This is a genomic window from Bacteroides difficilis, from assembly GCF_048319815.1.
GTDB lineage: Bacteria > Bacteroidota > Bacteroidia > Bacteroidales > Bacteroidaceae > Bacteroides > Bacteroides zhangwenhongii.
In genome coordinates this window covers 1,225,446-1,243,996 of sequence record NZ_CP182814.1, presented here as the reverse complement: position 1 = coordinate 1,243,996, position 18,551 = coordinate 1,225,446, and the positions used below count along the sequence as shown (strand labels likewise).

The following is an 18,551-nucleotide window of genomic DNA, read 5'->3' as shown; positions in this document are numbered from 1 at the left end:
TTTGTCTATTAATGGTTTGTTTATCTTATAAATACTCCGCAACGACCATTCCATGTATAATCAAGTCCATCGATGGTCAGATTGTGTTTTTTCTCTTTACTATTATCCGTATTGCTAAGACAAAGCAGTACAAAATGCCCACCTTTATATATGGCTTTTACAACTGTATAGGAAGCCGTATCCATCAGTACTTTCACTTCTTCGCAAGAAGAAACCAGATTGTTGGAAGTTTCCATCACCACATCATAATCTCCATGCGTTTCGATAGAAGTAGCGAATATGTGGTTCTTACGTGCTTTTTCCCTTATCAGAAAAGCTGTTTCATTCCTCAGATTAAAGTCTGGATCATTGGCTCCCAAACGGAGCATTTTTATTTCGGTCTGCGGAGTTGTCGCTGTACTGACAGTATAAAAACGGTTCTTATTAACAAAGGTAAAACAAGATGTATTCTTACTCTCATTCTGTCCCCAGGCTTCCAGCCAAAGATGTTGATAACCGTTCTTCGTTCCAAGAGTTCTTAATTCATTACCGGCTTTAGTATAAGGGAAGTTCAGAGAGACGAAGTGCCCGTTATACCATAAAGGATAGTCGTATTGATGTTCTCTGTCCGCATTTGCTTGCAGTACATCCAAAATTAAGGGAAATTGCAGGAAAGGAGTAGTCACGTAAGCCAATGTACGCTTCATCTCCACGCCAGGATAAGCATTAGCATCTTTTGCTACCACTACCTGAAAATGTCCTCCGTTGAAATCATGATAAATAATGTCCGAATGATAACGGGAAGATACTTTTATATCTCCGCCAAAGTTGGATGTTTCATCGACCACCAAGGTGTTGTGTGCGATTGTCTGCTTAGCAAACGATTGGTTTTCACGCGTATAATGTCCTTTGTACTTGGCCTCAATATTCAGAAAACGGGAGGCACCGTAATCAGTAAGAATCTCGTTTCCATTATCGTAATAAGCCATTGTCAGTTTATCAAAATGTCCATGGCTCAAACCGTGTGAAGTAGCCTTCAGCGTCAAAGCACTATTTAAGCTGGAAGCTGTAGAACGAATTACACCTATACCACCCTCATCTCCTTTGCGCCCGTCACGAAATAGACTGCTACGGTAAACAATCGGGGCTGCTTCTCCACGGGCTATATCACGAGCTACCTTGAAACCGCCGATAATAGGAAGATAAGTATGCTGATACTTATCAGCAACGGATAACAGTGATTTATCCGAAGGATTCATATTATACAATATATCTACCGCATATACCAGTTCCTGTGCGGAAAGTCCTTTGAGTAGTGCATCATTGATATGGAAAAATTCTCCCTCATAGGAAAGCTGTATCAATGTGGAAAGCGCTTTTGAAAGAATATTGTCCCGATAGTCGAAAATTTTCAGTTCCGGTAATTTGTTATCAATACATTGAGCAAAGATAACGAAAGGCCAAATGGCATAACGTTGATAATAAGCGCCCTCTGTGAAGTAACCGTCGGGAGAGAACAGATAATCCATTTGGCGGATAAAGCCACCACGCTTACCTGTTTCATCAGAGCCATAAAGTGCCTTCTTTACATAATCTTCACGATTCATGGCAAAGCCGATCATACCGACAGCAGCCGTAGCCCATGTCGCATGGTTATGCATCTTATTAAAGGTCTTTTTATTGGCATGGTTATCTCCCATTCCATCCATAATGAAGTCTGCCATCGGAACAAATAAATTCTCCTCGATAGTGGCACGCTGTTTGGATGAAAGTGTATTATAAATACAATCGTAAGCCACTGCTGTATGTACTAACCATACGCTTTCATTCAAAGTCTGCCAAAACAAACGTCCCGGAACAGGAGAAAGCTGTAAAGGATGAAAGCCCAAAGTGGGATATAACTTCGCATAGGCTTGCAGCATATTGGCCACATAGGTAGCATATTTCTTATCACCGGTCAGTTGATAGGCAACTCCACAATGAAACATAGCATAATAATTGGACTTATGCTGTTCGTGTACCGCACCACCGCCACCATCTATCGGAACCGGAACGGATATAGAAGAGTTTACTGCTGCATCAGCCGCACTCAATACCTCCGAGAGCGATTTGTCGAACTCGGGCACCATCCCCTTTCCTGCCCTAATCTCGCTCACTTCCTCCTGCGTGAAAAGAAGAGACGGATGTTGGGCAAATGAAAGAAGACACCCTCCTAAAACCATAAATATACAACTAACAAATTTTCTCATCTTACCTCATTTTCTTTTTCGATACTCATATTACGCGCAGCTATTCAGTTCTTCCGCAAACCAATAGAAAGTTTCTCCAATTCACTCCCCCGTACAGGTACATAATCGTATGCTTCAGCATTAGTATAAGCAGGACGGATATTGTACATCTTCCCTTGTATAGCCTGAGCAGTGGTAGTTACCATTCTACCGGAGTTCCACAAATTACAGTTCGCAATGCGTACCTTTTCCCAAGTGGCCTCATCCAAACGGATCGTTGCTCCGCCACGTCCACTATTATCAAAATTACAGTTTTCTACGGTCAATACTTGCGGGCCAATCAAGCGCATGACACTCCCACGCTCTTTGTTACAGCAGTCTACGAAAGTACAATGTCTGATAGTAACATAAGGTCCTGCCGTACTTTCGTCACTTCCACCGCGATAAATATTGATAGGCAAACCTAGCAAACGGTAGAAAGAACAGTTTTCAATCAGCATATCATCAGCATTATAACGACCTATATCATCTTTCTCTGCTGCATAATTGATGGCATCTCCTGAAAGATCACGGAAAAAACAGTTTCTAATAGTAACACTTTTGGCAAAAGTAGCCTTTGTCCCTTTGATTGCAAAGAATCCGCCTTCTCCAAAGTTTTGAAACTCGCAACCGTCTACTGTCAATGTATAAGGCTGAATCATATCAAAAGCTGTAGATATTCCCGCTTTAGCCAATGCTTTTCCCGGTTCTAATACGCCATCGAAAGCAATATTTTCAATTTTCAGTTCTCCACCATCAGCTATTGTCACCATATTATCCGGTTTGTCTCCATTAAAACGAATGAGCGGTTTATTGCCCGGATCAGCGGCACGAATTGTCAACGGCTTATCGATGAGTATAGAACGTTGAATAGGATACGTACCTTTTGACAGAATAATGATACTGCCCGGTTCTAACGAATGAACGATTTCGGACAGATTCGTACCCGGAGATACATTGCATTCTTTATGAGCATTAGTTGTGGACTGTGCCACCTGATTTGTAAACCACGAAGCACCTTTATCCTTACGTATCACAGTATTATCAGGCAACTGAGGAACTTTCACTTTTTCCGTAATGAATCCCGGTGCCGAATAGTTCTTGCTTAGTTGTACCTTATTACCTTTAAACAGGATACCCGATACATCGTCAACAGCTATATAAGGCTGAGCCAATTTCTTATTGATAATAATATTGTCCGTAAAAGAAACCTTTTCCGGTGCAAGGGTACGTTCCATATCTTTGCCTGTACCAAATTCTATATTTGTGCAATCAACAAATGTATTGCGGAACATTTCGACATCAACAACCTGACAATATCTGTTTGGCAACGAATTGGGTACTGCATCCATAACTCCTAAAGCCGAGAAGAAACGGGTACCCGCCAAACCGACTAATAGATTATCATAAATCCGATGTCCGGCATTAACTACACGGATACCGCCTGTATTACGACGTCCGTTGCCGATAAACAGATTGTTATTCACCGTATTACGATCGCCATGGCGCAAAGCAACTACTCCTTCACATTCCAACAAAGTATTGTTTCGGATGATGTTATCACTGGATTTGATAGAAATTACTTCCACTTCTCCGGAACAACGTTCGAACAGATTATTTTCAATGATTGTGTTTGAGGAGCTATAAGCCTGCTGAGAGGTTCCCACACGCATTGTTTCAGCTCCATTCGAACCATATACCGGCTTTTCTCCAAAGTAGTTGTGATCAATCAAATGATAATTCTCCAGGCAACGTTTGTCGTTGAGGATGACAATTAATGTCACCCCCAAATTTAATTTTCCTGTCAATGAACAATGATCTACTCTATTATGACGACCATAAAGCAATATATAGCTATAAGCCTGATCCCGACGGGATGGATTAAATTTATCTATCACACAATTCGTCAGACGACAGTGATTAGCCAACTCTTGTCCATTACGAAACTCTATTACAGAACCTTTAGGAGCATATCCATCTGTGAAATATAATCCGTCGACAGATATCCATTCTCCCGCTATTCGTAGATTAGACCCACCTTCTATCTTTACCTTTCCCGGATTCAAAGCTTTTATGGAAATAGGAGACTTTTCAGTCCCTTTACCCATCCACTTCAACTGCATATCTTTATACTGACCATCTTTAATATAAATTTGATCACCCGGCTGTGCAGTTTTTAAGCAGGAAGCTACTTCAGGAAGTGTTACGTCATATCTTTTTGCAAAAGAGAGTAACGGTAGCCCAATGAGCAGGGAAGCTATAATCGCCCTATGTATATCTCGTATCATCATTTTAAATTATTGAACTTGAACTTTTGAGTAATCATAATCTTGTTTCTGCCAGTACATATCAAAGGTGATAGAACTTGCAGAAGGATCTGTTGCATCTTTTCCTGTATCACCTTTCATTTTAAAGTCTGCACTCTTGATATACATCAGCCCTATACGCTTCACATCCCTAACCGGATTTTTATCAGTTGCCTTATTGTCATATCCTTTTACATTGTAATAGAATACTAGAAATACAGCATCTATTTTTACATTGGTCTTATTTACACCTGTCTCAAACTCCTCTTTTGCCCAAAGAGTTGTATTAGGTGCAGCACTTACCGATGGCTTAATACCAGCGCATGTTTTCTTTTCCACATTAAGCGGGAAAGTTTCCTCATCGATTTTCTTGATGTTACCAATCTTCACATCATTAACCAATTTGGCACAATCCGGGTTAGCTTTAGGATCCAAATATGCAAATGATAATGCAGGGGTACCAAAATAACTGCTTCCCCCCGTAATGGAAGTTTTATTGGAATCCTTAAAATTCTTCAACTGCCCGTTGGAGTTAGCCGGACTATTGATAGCCAAATTAAAATTAGAAGATGAGCCGGAAATGAAAAAATAAGGATTTACAGAATTATAATCTTCTTCTGGCACAACCGGAATATTTGCCGTTTTACAAGTATTCTTGCCCGCAGCAGCAATAGGATCTACCTTCTCACTCCATACATCGTTAGAATAAACCAGTCCCGTTTCCGGTGAGAAGAATGCTAAAGTCTCTCCAGCCTGTGCATAAATAGTCTTATTTTCCCAATAGTGCACAAAAGCCACTCTTATAATAAATTCTTCTGCTAAGACAGGGGTCTCACGTCCATCAAAATAAGAAATTTTCAACGGTACTATATTATCACCATTTTTAAAACTATCAGATGTAGGTACCACAAACTGCAATTCACTTTCAGTCTTTGACATAATTTTACACTCAATGTCACCTACCAATACTTTATCAATTTTATTTAGATAAATTCCCTCCAATACTACCACATCTCCTACATTAGCCGGTTCAAACACATTAGTTATAACCTCCGGTTCATAACGTTTCACTGTCAACTGCGGTGCAGAAGAACTTGATGTCTCCACATTCTCCGTACCATTAAAGTATTTGAATGTCACCACAGCCCTGTCACTCTCCACATAAGGAACCTTCACTACTATCTCATTCTCATTTTGTGAGACGATCTCAGCCTCATTTCCAGCCGTACCTCCTTCAGCAGCAGTAAAGAGAACGGCACTTACTACGTTCATGTGACTACCAGAAAGCAACAAATTATTCCCCATTTCAACTTCCGAAGGTACTCCGGTCTGCGAAACAACAGGTGCCGGATATTCGAGAGTAAACTCTGCTTCTGATACACCCTCACCGATTGAGTTGGTCAATACAATTTTACCACTTCGTGCCTGATCCGTTACCTTTAGAGATAAACGCTGATTGGATACTTTCTGCAAAATAGTAACTTTTCCACCACCAATAGTAGCACTTACCACATCATCCAAATATTCTCCGGTAACAATCACTTCACTACCTATACTTCCACTCTCAGGCGAGAAAGAAAGAACCTCCGGTGAACTAATCGCCACATCTTTCATCGACGTAGAATCACAACCACACAAAAAGAATAAACAGGCAAATAATGCTGCCAAAGTCCATTTTCTATATTGTTTCATATTTGTAAGCATTTAAAAGATTAATAACCCGTATTCTGCGCTATCTCAGGATTAATGTCAATCACACTCACCGGAATAGGCAAAAATGTTTGCCAATCTTCTATATCATTCACCGTATAAGAATATTCCGTATAAAGAAGCTCGCTGTTCAAATAATTATTTACCGTCTGAGTAGCAATGCCCCAACGAAGAAGATCAAACCAGCGCTGATTTTCAAAAGCTAACTCCAGCCTACGTTCATTACGTACAGCCTCTCTAAAATCGTAAAGGCTTGGCAAATCAGCTAATGTATAGGTAGAAACACCAGCACGTTCACAAACCATGTTCAGATATTTCAGATTATCAGCCGAGGGTCCTGAGATCTCATTAGTCAGTTCTGCATAAAGCAAAGCAATGTCGGCAACACGAATCACAGGCCAATCACTCTCACCATCATATTGCGTAGACACAGGGTTAACATATTTCTTACAATAACGACAATTACCTTCTGTCACCCACGTTTGAGTAGTTGTATTAAAATATTTCTGAGCGACATTCACATCCAGACGTTTATCAGCTCCCTCTCCTCTTAGCTCGTAAGCCGCAATAATATTGTCAGTGGGAGTATTATAACCGGAAGAAGTACCGATAATCACATTCGCGCCATTATTGACCGGAGCAAACATATTGCCGAATGGCGAACCAAGACCTACATTACCGGAAAGATAACGAACCGCAAAGATGATTTCTTTATTCATCTCATTACTAATATCAAAAATTTTATCATAAGCAACAAGATCGCTACCCGATTGCGGATTTCCCACAGATTCATTTTCAAGAACTTCCTTACACAACTGCGCCGCACGAGCATACTTCTCATCACCTACCCGATAGTGTGTAGCATATACCTTCGCAAGTAATGCTTTCGCTGCATTCAAGTCTGCGCGTCCCAAGTCACTATCCGCCATCTTGCCGGGAAGTAATTCATTATTGACAATATTTTCCAAATCCTCTTCAATAAGTGCATATACCTCATCTACTGTAGAGCGCTGCATATCACGAGCCACTTCAGAAGGAACCTTAGAAGTAACGATGAACACCGGTCCCCACAAACGAACTAAATTGAAATATTCCAATGAGCGAAGAAAAAGTACTTCTCCCTCATATTGATTCCGTAGTGTCTCATCTGTCACTACATCAAGGTAAGAGATAACATTATTTACCCGAGCAATTGTGGCATAGCAGGCATTCCAATACGTTTCTACCCATTCATTTTCCGGTACAATAGTTCCCTGGTCAAGCTGTTCCACCAACCGGGTAGTATTAGAAGAGGATCCGGCCGCATACATACGTCCGTTATCTGAACGTAACTCGGTCACAGCCCACTCGTAATACATCACATCATGCAGAGAATTATAACAACCCAACACTAGATTATTCACTGATGAAGCATCCTTCACATATTCATCTGCTGCCACTTCCGAATAAGGATATTGGTCCAGATCACAAGCAGAAAATAGCATAACGATTAACAATAATCCTATATAATTTACTTTTTTCATCGTTTTCCTCCATTAAAAATTAATATCAAAACCGGCAGAAATAGTAGAAGTCAATGGGAATCCACCGCGCTGGTATCCAGAAATCATAGCACTGGAATAGTCACCGGATGTCATACGTGACTCCGGATTAATGCCTTTGTAACCGCTTCCCCAAATATAAAACAGGTTACTACCCGACACATAAAAACGTACACCGGACAATTTAATCTTACGGGCAGCCGTTGCCGGTAAAGTATATCCTACCGTAAAGTTACGTAAACAAGCATACGAAGCGTTTTGCAAAGGATAATCGGTAAGCATGAGGTCATGTCCCGTTTTCACATTCTGATAAGGAGTTTTTCCGTCACCCGGATGTTCTGCACTCACCCAACGGTTCTTTGTATACTTCTTATTCCATTTTTTTGTTTCATTATAGTAAACATCTCCATTAAGTACTGTAATTCCCTGTACACCCTGAATCAGGAATGAGATGTCGAAATCTTTGATTTGGAAAGTATTAGTAATACCCCATGTGAAATCAGGGTAAGGAGTTCCCAATGCAACACGGTCTTCAGGAGTCAAAGAACCATCATTATTAGTATCTACGATACGTATTCCTCCCGGTGCATCATCTGAGAAATGAGGATTAGCAGCAATTTCTTCCGCGCTATTCCATACCCCACACGTCTTATATCCATAAAATTGAATCAACGGTTCACCTACCTTAGCAAGATAGCCTTCATTTCTTTCTCCCAAAGAAATCATTTGCTGTTCGCCACCTAACTCTAACAGTTTATTACGTGACAATGAAAAATTTATATTAGTATCCCATGAAAACTTACGGCTTTTCATATTATGTGTATCAAGTTGAATCTCCAAGCCTGAGTTCCGAACTTTTCCTATATTATTCCAATAATGAGTATAACCGGTAAACGACTGTGTAGGTTGTTCAAATAATAGTGCACGTGTCACCGAATAGTAGGCATCTATTGCCAGATTAATTCGGTTGTTGAAAAGTCCCAAATCCAAGCCATAGTTAAACTCGTCAGTCTGTTCCCACGTAATATTAGAATTAGCTAATGAGGAAGAGATGTTTGCAGAGCCATTAACCAAAGCGCCTGTACCTTTACCCGTCACATAATTTGCACTGTTCAATACCTCAAGAGCTGCATTATAGCTGATACGATTATTTCCTGTCACACCATACGATGCACGAAGTTTCAAGTTAGAGATAGCTTTGATATTCTTCATAAATTTCTCTTCATTCACACGCCAGCCAAGTGATACGGAAGGAAACCAAGCATTACGATTGCCTTTGGAAAAGAGCGATGAACGATCCAGTCGCAAAGAAGTAGACAACAGATAGCGTCCCAAATAGCTATAATTAATACGTCCCAGATAAGATTCCAATACGACATCCGGATACCGGAAAGTTCCTGTACCAGCCGTATTGCCGTTACCTTCGCTCGCCAGTTCGTAAACGGTAGCAGCATTCAACGTCTGAATATCATCAGTTGCAAATCCTGTCGCAGCCATAGCTACACGTTGATTCCGTGTCTTTTCTACAGTATATCCTAACAAAGCGTCAATAGTGTGAACTTTATTCTTTCCAAAATCCAAATGATAGCTCAAAATATTCTCACTCAACAAATCGATATAAAGCGCACTGGAATATGTAGCACGACTTGCTTCTTTATCTTTTGTAGCATCTTTATTACCATAATAGTAAGAAGGAGCAAAGCGAACATTTAATCCATTGGAAGTTTTAAACTGTAATCCCTTACAAAGATCAAGCGTAAGGTACATGCTAGCCAATCCTTGCATAGTCTCACTCCAACGGAAAGTATTAGTCATTACACTTTTCGGATTATTATTGGCAGAGCTAAACGGAGACGATTTCTCCAACACCCGGTTACCATCGGCATCCAACAACGGATTCCCATCTGCATCTACAGCAGTCGGTGTCATGATATTGTTAAAATGGCTACCTCTTGCAAATCCTTCATAACCGGTTAATTCAGTACTATATGCATTGTGATAGACCGGTAAAAAAGAAGGAGTACGGTAAAAATCAATAAAATTATTCTTCGGACGTTCCGTCTTACTATATGTACCGGAGATATTAACACCTACTGTGGCTATCTTTGAAAGTTTGGTATCCACTTTGGTACGGAAATTCAATTTATCCAATGAATTGTTCAGCATTACCCCTTGATCTTTGGTATAAGCAGCCGAAATAAAATACTTCGTCTCCTTACGTCCACCGGAAACACTCATCTGTACATTAGTGATACCTGCCATATCACGTAAACCTTCTTTCTGCCAATCGGTAGTTCCCATCTGGCTCTCCAAATAAGCGGCTCCACGTGCAGCGCTCGGAACTTTCGGACCACCTAAAGCAGCTTCTTCTTCCAATAAATCCAACCATTCGGAAGAAGTCATCATATCATGCAACTGATATGCATACTTAAATCCTTGATAAAATTTGAAAGAATATTTCGGTTTGTCCGGCGTACCACTTTTAGTAGTCACCATAATTACGCCATTAGCGGCACGTGACCCATATATAGCAGCCGAAGCGGCATCTTTTAAAATTTCAATTGATTTTACATCCGCAGCATTAATGGATGATAAACCACCGGATACAGGAAAGCCATCTATGATAACCAATGGCTCACTATCTGCCGAAATAGATCCTGTGCCACGTACTCGGATAGAAGGAGTTACTCCCACCTCCGATGTCTCATTGGAAACCGTCAGACCTGTCATTGCACCTTGCAAAGCAGATGTCATATCACTCACCGGAGCATTAATCAGTTTCTCACCTTCTAACTTTGAAATCGAACCTGTTAAATGGGACTTTGCCTGTGTACCGTAACCGATTACCACGACATCATCCAACATTTTCGAATCTTCTTCCAACGTCACATTCACCACTGTACGTTTACCTATTACCTCCGCCTTATCAACGTATCCGATATACGAATAGACTAAAATTGTCTTGGAATTAGGAACTTTAATGGAGTACTTACCTTCAGCATCCGTCACGGTTCCCGTAGGAACAGCAGCATCTTTAACTGTAACCGAAGCTCCAATCAACGGACCCTGTTCATCTATCACTCTACCAGTAACTACATGCTGGGAATAAATGTTCAATGTCCCTACCAACAACAGGAACATCAATACGACCTTTTTTAAAATACAGGAGTTGTTCATAGATTAGTGTTTTAATTTCTATGACAAACGTAGTGATTAAAATTGGTAAACCAAAATTTTGGTTTACCAATTATTATTTATTAACAATATCATATAATCAGCTTATAAATAGCATATTACGCGTACATCTTTATAAAGAAGAAAAAGAATATTTTTACTGTAAAGCTTTACTTTGAAATATAATATTCGTACTTTTACAGCCGCAAACAGGAAGGAAAACCTTTTAAAATATTTATATCTTATGAAAGACGAAGTAAATTCGCAACCAGTTAAGCTTGTCATTGAACACATAAAAAAACAAATCGCAGAGCGCCGGATTCTGCCTGGTGAACGTCTACCGTCTGAACGGAAATTATCTGAGCTTCTGCAGGTCAGCCGCTCGCATGTTCGTGAAGCTTTACAAAAGATGGAGTTATATGGAATTGTAAAAATATATCCTCAGAGCGGAACAGTAGTTTCCGAGTTCTCCAAAGATCAATTGGATACCATGATTACCGATGCTTTGAAAATAAGCAAATATGACTTTTCCAGTTTGGTATATGTACGTGTTCTGTTGGAGATCGAAGTTTGCAAATTGTGTGCAATTAACCGTACAGAAGAAGATTTGGAGAATATCGAAAAAACACTTGTCGAATTGGAGGAAAAGTTTGACACAGAGCTACGCGTTGAGAAAGATTTTGCATTTCATCAAGCAATTGCACAAGGTGGACACAACCCGGTAATTAGTTCACTCTTGCTTATCATTACTCCTGATATATTAAAATATTATCAAAAATATAAAGTCTGCGCCGTTCCTCAAAAAACAGTCCATGCGGAACACAGAGAGATGTTACAAAAGATAAAAGATAAAGACAAAGATGGAATGAAAGAGCTGGTACTCCGCCACTTGTCCAACCTGATTGATTTTGCCAAATTATCGACCAAAGGAGAGATTCCGGAGTTCGAATACGGGCATATCTAAAAAGCAAAAGAAAGCAATAAAAAATAATAGAGGAGAACAAATGTCCTCCTCTATTATTTTTCAAGTTAACAGCTAGTCTCTCAATTAAGCTGCCGGATCGGGAGCTTCTCCGTGATTACCGTCCGAATTTCCGCCATCGCCAGAATCAGAGCCACCATTACCTCCATTTGTTGCCACAACGTCCAATGGTACATATTTTGAGATACTCATCTTATTCAACATCGTTTTTAACTGACTTCCCGGAGTAAAAACTATTTTTCTCACTATAATATTACTACTATCGACATCCTTGGCTTCTATACCACTTTTAGCGTTAAACGTAGGACGAAGTGTACCGAACTCACCTAGCTTCACCGTTTTTCCCTCATCCATATATCCTTCCAATGAATCAAGCAGACCGTCTAAGACTAATTTGACCTGACCACGATGAGTGCCACAAATCAATGATACATTTTTACACAATTTCGAGAAATCAATTACTCCATCGCTCACCGGAGCAGCGACATACTTCTTAGTTTTGGTTTCATCGAAATTAAAGACTCTTTCTTTTACTGCATACTGTAATCCCATAATTTTAAGTTTTTAAATTGTTTGATAAAAATGTTGTTTTGTGATCACGATGCAAAGATACAGCAAGGGAAAACCACCGAAGTGCTTTAATGGTCCTTAACTACTCGTTAATCTAAAAACACTCCTTTGAACACCTGCCTAAAAAAATATTCGCTTTTGCCTAAAAAAAGATATCCATCCTCCTAAACGCAGATATCTTTTTAGGCAAGTATCGTCTTATTTGATAAGATAGGTAGCCACTACCGGATAATGATCCGATTCTTTATCGGCCCAATAACAAGCATTGTACGCCTTTACTGTAAAGGCTTCATTCGGAGCATAAATCAGCCAGTCGCAGGCATAAGTCGGACTTGGAACGGGCACTGTCCACGGAGCAGCGTCGCTCAAACAGTTTACTGTGAAATACTTCTGAAAAGCAGCCATGGTAACAGAACCACGACGAGAGTTCAAATCCCCACCGAGAATGATTGGTTTGTCCAGTTGTTCCATACAAGCAAGAATCTCATCAATCTGTTTCAGACGGGTAGCATCTTCGTACTTATGGTCCAAATGTGTCGTAGCAAAATAAAATTCTTTGCCCTCTTTCATCACTTTTACATAACCAAACGAACGAACGTAGTCGTTTTCCTTCAATACACTCAATTTAAAGCTTTTCTCCTCCGAAATCGGAAACTTGGAAAGAATTACATTTCCATAGTCTCCTCCGGTAGGAATATCAAGTGCGTGGGCAAAATAATAATACTTCATGCCTGTCAGTACCGATAATCTTTCAGGAGTATTCCAGGGATTAATCTCTGTATTTCTTTCTATTTCCTGAAGTGAAACAATGTCCGGATCTTCCTGTTTTATAACCTCGGCTATTTTATCAATACCTTGTTTGCGCCCACTGTAAGTATTGTAAGTCATCGCTTTTACTATAACTTTTTTCTGCTTATTTTTGTCTCTCTGCGCCATCACAGGGGACAACAGACAGCATACCAGAAATAACGAAATGCATATTCTGAAATTCATATATCGTCAATTAGTGAGTGAATGTTATCCTTCAAAACAATCTTTTTTACCTAATACCCTATTAATCCTTTTCTATCTTGCGAATCTTATGATTCCAATAATCTGAAACATACAATGCACCGTCGGGCCCGAATTGCACTCCTTCCGGATGATTGAACTGTGCCTTATCCAATGGCCCATCCGTAGTACCGGAAGTACCTGTACCTGTATAACTTGTCACTACTCCATCAGGTGTAATTTTCGCGATACGATGCTTTTTACGGACTGCTACATAAATATTGCCTTCTTCATCCAAATCCATCTGACAAGGTTCTTGGAGTCTGGCATCGTTTCCTTGCCCTTCTACAAAGCCTGTTTTATCATACTGTCCAATCCAAATATGAAGATTAGAAAATAATCCGGTCACCATATCATAATCCCCTTTATAAATCACATCCCTCTCCTGTGAACTCATATACACTGTAGTTCCTGCCTTATCGAAAAGGATACAACGGATCTTCACTTTCGATGCATTCTTTCCGTCCGCATCGGGAAGTTGTTGTCCGGTAGCCACCATCGTATTCTGCTCCGGATCATATTTGTAAATCATGGCATTTCCATGAGCTACGGAAAAAACTTCTCCCGTAACAGGATGTACGCCCACATTGGTAACACCGTTACCTAAAGACGAAGTTATCGACCATATTGCAGCAAGACTTCCAGTATCATACTGATGCACATCATTACTCCATGACATAGTGGCAATATGTGCGCTTCCAGAGCCATTCGCATCATTAGACAAGAACAAAGTGTTGCCATCCAGTGAGAAAGCGATATTCATCATTCTAAATGCAACTCCACCCGTTGCGTCCCCACGAAGAAAAGTAGCTACTTGATTATCTTTCGCAATACGAATATCACGGTCATCGTCTTCCACAATATACAAAGTGCCTTCCTTATCAAAGGCTATAGAACCTGGTTTCCAAAGGACTGCTTCCATCAAGGAACCCTCTTTTTTCTCTGTTTTGGCATCAGGAACATAGCTGCCGATATACGAGCTTACAATAGGAGACTGAGAATATTCAAATTCTGTTTTATAAGTCAGTTCCTGAATATTTTCCCCCTGACCGATATATATTTTCACCGGACCGGAGCCAGAACCTCTCTGCACATTGGCAGTAATAATATTCCCCAAAGCACCTGTCACCTCTGCATCTACTCCGTTGACCGTTACTCGGATATTATCCAAGTCCGTACCAAAATGAGTACCATATAAAGTCAGGCTAGTAGACTTTCCACCTGTCGTCGGAGTATACATCGTAATCTTAGGAGTAACTTCACCTTCTCCGATTTCAGGCGTCATATCCTGCCGATTCTCATCTTCGCAACCAGCAAAACCTACTGCCCCAAGCAATAGTGTATATATCGAAAATCGTTTCAAATGATGAATCAATGTTTTCATGTTTCTATCTTTTTAGATTAATCGTTTATACTGAATGTAGCTACTACCGGAAAATGGTCTGATTCTACATAAGCATCATAATACACATCATAAGCCTTCGGAGCCATTCCTTTATCCGGGGTATACAACACGAAGTCAATAGCCTTTACCGGAACGGGAGTTCCGGTCGTCAATCCATAGTTCCCGTTCAGGCAACCAATATCAAAACGCTCATACAATATCTTCATCGGACCCGAATCAGCCAACGCATTAAAGTCGCCGGTCAATATCATCGGGGCATCCATCCCCTTCGTTTTTTCCAGAATAGTTGAGGTCTGATTGATACGGTTGGTTTCATTACCGACATGAGACAAATGAGTTACTCCGAAATAGAAGTTCTTCCCCTCTTTTTCTGTTTTCACGACTCCCATAGAGCGTGGATAAACATCTTCCACGGTCTCTATTCTCGGTAAATCATAATTCACCTCGTCGCTTATCGGATATTTTGAGAGAATCAGATTACCGTATTCTCCACCATCCACATCACGGGTTTTAACGAAGAAAGCATATTGCATTCCCGTCACCTCCTTCATCAAAGCAATAATATCCGCTTTCTCCACCTTATTGGTTTTCGTTTCAAACTCCTGTAAACCAGCCAGATCCGGATTTATCTTTTTAATCACTTGAGCAATAGCCTCCATTCCTTTCTTTCCGGAATAAACTTTCTGGCCGCTGTATATATTGTAGGACATGACTTTTACCAGTACTCCATCCTTATAGTCAGGAGGAGTTACACCATCATCATCCGAACTGCAGCCGATAAACAAACCGCTTATCAACAGTACCAGTAATAAATAGAATTTATGTTTCATTGTTACATTCTTTTTTATCGTTTACCTTATCTGATATCATTCACAGTTACTTCCACCACCCGGCTATAGTTCACATACGGTTTGCTTTCCGCCGTTACCGTAGCCGCAACACGCACGTATACCCGATTCTTGTTGGAGACAATCTTATAGTGATTCTCAATAAATTCGGTATCACTCATCAAGTCAATGATATGTGTACCACTGGCCTTTGTTCCCAATGAAGAAAGAGTAGCATGATTAGCATTGTTCACGTCTACTCCCGGAGCATAATTCCAGATAACGGAAACATCTGTCAGTTGCAATGTTTCGTTCGATGTCTTTGCATCATAGGTAAGTGTCAGTTTATTATCTGCGGATACAGTAACATCAAGACTAATACGCGAGAATGGAATGGTATATAAGTCAACCTGCGTTTGTCCGTTCACAGTGACATATCCCTCACACACTCCAACAAAAGGGCCGTCCTTTGCCTGAATGCGGTAATTACCATTAAATACTTTGGTATGCTCAAATGTCCCATCCTGCCGGGCCCGGAAATCGACCGAAGCAGTAGCTCCGGTGTTCTGCTCATACAAACTCATCATCACCCCACTACTTCCCGGCACAGGCATGGGAATCGGCTCATTCGTTTCCTTGTCATAAATGGTGCCATGCACACCGCCATTCGGCGCATCATAATTGTCGATGTCATTTTCGCATGCTACCATGAAACAGGCGAATAATGCAGTCAATCCTATATTTATTATTTTATTCATATCGGTTTTTCTTTAACTTATAATTGAACATATCAGTTGCCGTAACCCGGATTCTGCGTCATCAACGGATTTGTACTCAAATCTTCCGCACGGAAAACCGTATAATAGTTCTTTTCGAGGAAAAGACGTTTTCTCTTTTCAGGTACCCCAGTTTCAAATGTGTATTTTCCACTCTTGACATTGTAATATGGACAAAGAGCTGTACCACGGAAATTAGTCAAGCCACCTTTGCTGACATCCAAATGGGCCAGACGCCAACGTTTCAAATCCCAGTAACGATGCTTCTCAAAAGCAAGTTCCACTTTTCGTTCATGGCGAACTTTGTCAAGAGTCAGATCACCGGCAGTCAACAGCTTGATACCTGCCCTGCCACGAATCTCATTGATATCTTTCAAAGCCACATCCAAATGCTGATTCAACTCCATACAAGCCTCTGCACGATTCAGGTAGATTTCTGCCAGACGGAACACAACCCAAGGAGTAGAAGAACGTTTTGCATCAATATCCGTATAATCCGTCAGACTTTCGTCCAAAAACTTTCGCTGATAGAAACCTGTTTTGCTGGCGTCACCTACACTTAATGAACCACCGTCTTTCCCGGAAGTATTGTAAGTCTGTTCGTCGATAACTACCTTATTTTCCTTATCCGGTTGAGCGGAAGCTTCATATTTGGTTCCTATTCCATCCTGTCCGTTGATTACTCCACGCATCCACTCTATTTTACCACCGCCATATCCTTTATAATCAGCACCAGGCAAGTAAACGGAACCTAATAAACGAGGATCTTTATTTTTAAAGATGTCATACGGACTGTCGTAGCTAATCGCCTTTCCACCGCTATCCTTCATTTTTAGTTTACCTTCTGTGCCGTCGATATATTCAAATTCCTCAACCATTTCCAGAACCGGAGACATACCACATCCCCAACCATCACCACGATATGAGAAAGGAACGTTCAGTTTATCCCACATATGCCCTTTTCCGGCAGCTACATTATACTGTTTCTGAAAAATATACTCCCCATTATCCCCGTTCACTGTCTTAGAAAAAAGATTATAAAAGTTCTGTGCCAGCTCTTCCGGATCCGTACTTGTCGACTTGTACAAGCTATATACACGAGGAACCATCTCATCCAAAATCTTTGATGAAGCTGTATAACATTCGTCAAAGTAACGCTCCGCTTCTGTCTCCGGAATATAAACATAGCCTTTGGAAACGGCTTCCCCCGTCAAGGTAAGTGTTTTAGAGTATTTGGCAATAGTGCCGGCATACAATGCTGCACGAGACCACAAAGCCAATACCGCCCCACGATTGGCCCGATATTTGGCATCGCTGTTGCGCACTTCCGGCAATGATCCATAGATGGCTTTACACTCATTGATTATAAAATCATACGTAGCTGCTTCCGTATCACGAGCCTGATACAGCGCTTGCGTATTTCCGGCGGTGTATTCTTGAGGAATAGTTTGCAAAGGCACACCTCCGTAACGTTTCACCAACCCAAAATACTGCATTGCACGGATAAAGCGAGCTTCTGCTCCAATCTCTTCTTTTTCATCCTCACTCAGCACTGAAGTCTTTTCGATATTCAGCAGGAAGTTATTTACGATACGGATCTGTTTATAACGAGTCACCATATCGTCATTAAATACATAATCGCCATAAGAATAAGTAGAATTTGATTTATCAAATGCACTCTCTTTCTGATAACTGGCCGTAGCCTCATCCGAAAGACTGGTCTGATTCGCCAAATTCGCTTTCTTGCTTCCATACCAATCATCAAACTCATCCAGCTTTAATCCGGAATCATACATATCCGCCAAAACGGCTGTAATTGCTTTCGGATTCTGCCAAATTAGATCCGGAGTGTTAACCCCACTGGTACTTTCACGATTCAGGTAATCATCACATCCCGTCAATCCGAGGATAGATACTCCGGCTATCCATATATATTTCAAATAATTTCTATTCATTGTCTTTAT

12 protein-coding genes are annotated in these 18,551 nt (G+C 40.6%); 1 reads left to right on the top strand and 11 read right to left on the bottom strand.

All coding sequences use genetic code 11. The annotated features are described in order from the left end of the window. Window positions 1-20: 20 nt before the first annotated feature. Genes ACNOGP_RS04580 through ACNOGP_RS04560 form a run of 5 tightly spaced genes read right to left on the bottom strand, consistent with a single transcriptional unit; the run spans window position 21 to window position 10,980 of the window. The gene (locus ACNOGP_RS04580; protein ID WP_418214190.1) at window positions 21-2,228 is read right to left on the bottom strand and encodes a heparinase II/III domain-containing protein; all 2,208 of its coding nucleotides are present in this window, start codon (window positions 2,226-2,228) and stop codon (window positions 21-23) included. Between the two features lie 44 nt (window positions 2,229-2,272). Next, window positions 2,273-4,537 carry a chondroitinase-B domain-containing protein gene (locus tag ACNOGP_RS04575; protein WP_418214189.1) on the bottom strand — a complete coding sequence of 755 codons (2,265 nt, stop codon included), beginning with the start codon at window positions 4,535-4,537 and terminating at the stop codon, window positions 2,273-2,275. A 6-nt stretch (window positions 4,538-4,543) separates the two neighbouring features. Next, on the bottom strand, window positions 4,544-6,244 hold the full coding sequence (locus tag ACNOGP_RS04570; protein ID WP_418214188.1) for an IPT/TIG domain-containing protein: 1,701 nt from the start codon (window positions 6,242-6,244) through the stop codon (window positions 4,544-4,546). A 20-nt stretch (window positions 6,245-6,264) separates the two neighbouring features. Beyond that, the gene (locus ACNOGP_RS04565; protein WP_418214187.1) at window positions 6,265-7,785 is read right to left on the bottom strand and encodes a RagB/SusD family nutrient uptake outer membrane protein; all 1,521 of its coding nucleotides are present in this window, start codon (window positions 7,783-7,785) and stop codon (window positions 6,265-6,267) included. Window positions 7,786-7,797: 12 nt separating this feature from the next. Next, on the bottom strand, window positions 7,798-10,980 hold the full coding sequence (locus ACNOGP_RS04560) for a SusC/RagA family TonB-linked outer membrane protein (RefSeq protein WP_186966146.1): 3,183 nt from the start codon (window positions 10,978-10,980) through the stop codon (window positions 7,798-7,800). 241 nt (window positions 10,981-11,221) lie between these two features. Between ACNOGP_RS04560 and ACNOGP_RS04555 the strand changes: the two genes are divergently transcribed. Next, window positions 11,222-11,941, top strand: coding sequence for a FadR/GntR family transcriptional regulator (locus tag ACNOGP_RS04555; RefSeq protein WP_007762484.1), 720 nt, complete (start codon window positions 11,222-11,224; stop codon window positions 11,939-11,941). A gap of 84 nt (window positions 11,942-12,025) precedes the next feature. Here ACNOGP_RS04555 and ACNOGP_RS04550 read toward each other — a convergent pair whose 3' ends face one another. From ACNOGP_RS04550 to ACNOGP_RS04525, 6 genes are all read right to left on the bottom strand, one after another. Further along, window positions 12,026-12,511 carry an HU family DNA-binding protein gene (locus ACNOGP_RS04550; RefSeq protein WP_007762485.1) on the bottom strand — a complete coding sequence of 162 codons (486 nt, stop codon included), beginning with the start codon at window positions 12,509-12,511 and terminating at the stop codon, window positions 12,026-12,028. Window positions 12,512-12,727: 216 nt separating this feature from the next. Further along, window positions 12,728-13,522 carry an endonuclease/exonuclease/phosphatase family protein gene (locus ACNOGP_RS04545; RefSeq protein WP_418214186.1) on the bottom strand — a complete coding sequence of 265 codons (795 nt, stop codon included), beginning with the start codon at window positions 13,520-13,522 and terminating at the stop codon, window positions 12,728-12,730. Between the two features lie 61 nt (window positions 13,523-13,583). Next, complete coding sequence (locus tag ACNOGP_RS04540; RefSeq protein ID WP_418214185.1) at window positions 13,584-14,963, bottom strand: SMP-30/gluconolactonase/LRE family protein; 1,380 nt, start codon at window positions 14,961-14,963, stop codon at window positions 13,584-13,586. Between the two features lie 17 nt (window positions 14,964-14,980). Then, window positions 14,981-15,814 (bottom strand): endonuclease/exonuclease/phosphatase family protein, encoded by an 834-nt coding sequence (locus ACNOGP_RS04535; RefSeq protein ID WP_186966149.1) that lies wholly within the window; start codon window positions 15,812-15,814, stop codon window positions 14,981-14,983. A 26-nt stretch (window positions 15,815-15,840) separates the two neighbouring features. Continuing rightward, window positions 15,841-16,569, bottom strand: a complete 729-nt coding sequence (locus tag ACNOGP_RS04530; RefSeq protein WP_195532161.1) for a DUF3823 domain-containing protein — start codon at window positions 16,567-16,569, stop codon at window positions 15,841-15,843. A gap of 32 nt (window positions 16,570-16,601) precedes the next feature. Then, a complete protein-coding gene (locus tag ACNOGP_RS04525; RefSeq protein WP_418214184.1) occupies window positions 16,602-18,542 on the bottom strand; it encodes a RagB/SusD family nutrient uptake outer membrane protein in 1,941 nt (646 codons plus the stop codon). Between the last annotated feature and the right edge of the window lie 9 nt (window positions 18,543-18,551).

What these genes read in the sequence shown, in the direction of transcription:
- ACNOGP_RS04570 (WP_418214188.1), bottom strand. Translation starts at nt 6,244, where the DNA reads ATGAAACAATATAGAAAATGGACTTTGGCAGCATTATTTGCCTGTTTA.
- ACNOGP_RS04575 (WP_418214189.1), bottom strand. Translation starts at nt 4,537, where the DNA reads ATGATGATACGAGATATACATAGGGCGATTATAGCTTCCCTGCTCATT.
- ACNOGP_RS04545 (WP_418214186.1), bottom strand. Translation starts at nt 13,522, where the DNA reads ATGAATTTCAGAATATGCATTTCGTTATTTCTGGTATGCTGTCTGTTG.
- ACNOGP_RS04540 (WP_418214185.1), bottom strand. Translation starts at nt 14,963, where the DNA reads ATGAAAACATTGATTCATCATTTGAAACGATTTTCGATATATACACTA.
- ACNOGP_RS04550 (WP_007762485.1), bottom strand. Translation starts at nt 12,511, where the DNA reads ATGGGATTACAGTATGCAGTAAAAGAAAGAGTCTTTAATTTCGATGAA.
- ACNOGP_RS04580 (WP_418214190.1), bottom strand. Translation starts at nt 2,228, where the DNA reads ATGAGAAAATTTGTTAGTTGTATATTTATGGTTTTAGGAGGGTGTCTT.
- ACNOGP_RS04565 (WP_418214187.1), bottom strand. Translation starts at nt 7,785, where the DNA reads ATGAAAAAAGTAAATTATATAGGATTATTGTTAATCGTTATGCTATTT.
- ACNOGP_RS04555 (WP_007762484.1), top strand. Translation starts at nt 11,222, where the DNA reads ATGAAAGACGAAGTAAATTCGCAACCAGTTAAGCTTGTCATTGAACAC.
- ACNOGP_RS04560 (WP_186966146.1), bottom strand. Translation starts at nt 10,980, where the DNA reads ATGAACAACTCCTGTATTTTAAAAAAGGTCGTATTGATGTTCCTGTTG.
- ACNOGP_RS04535 (WP_186966149.1), bottom strand. Translation starts at nt 15,814, where the DNA reads ATGAAACATAAATTCTATTTATTACTGGTACTGTTGATAAGCGGTTTG.
- ACNOGP_RS04525 (WP_418214184.1), bottom strand. Translation starts at nt 18,542, where the DNA reads ATGAATAGAAATTATTTGAAATATATATGGATAGCCGGAGTATCTATC.
- ACNOGP_RS04530 (WP_195532161.1), bottom strand. Translation starts at nt 16,569, where the DNA reads ATGAATAAAATAATAAATATAGGATTGACTGCATTATTCGCCTGTTTC.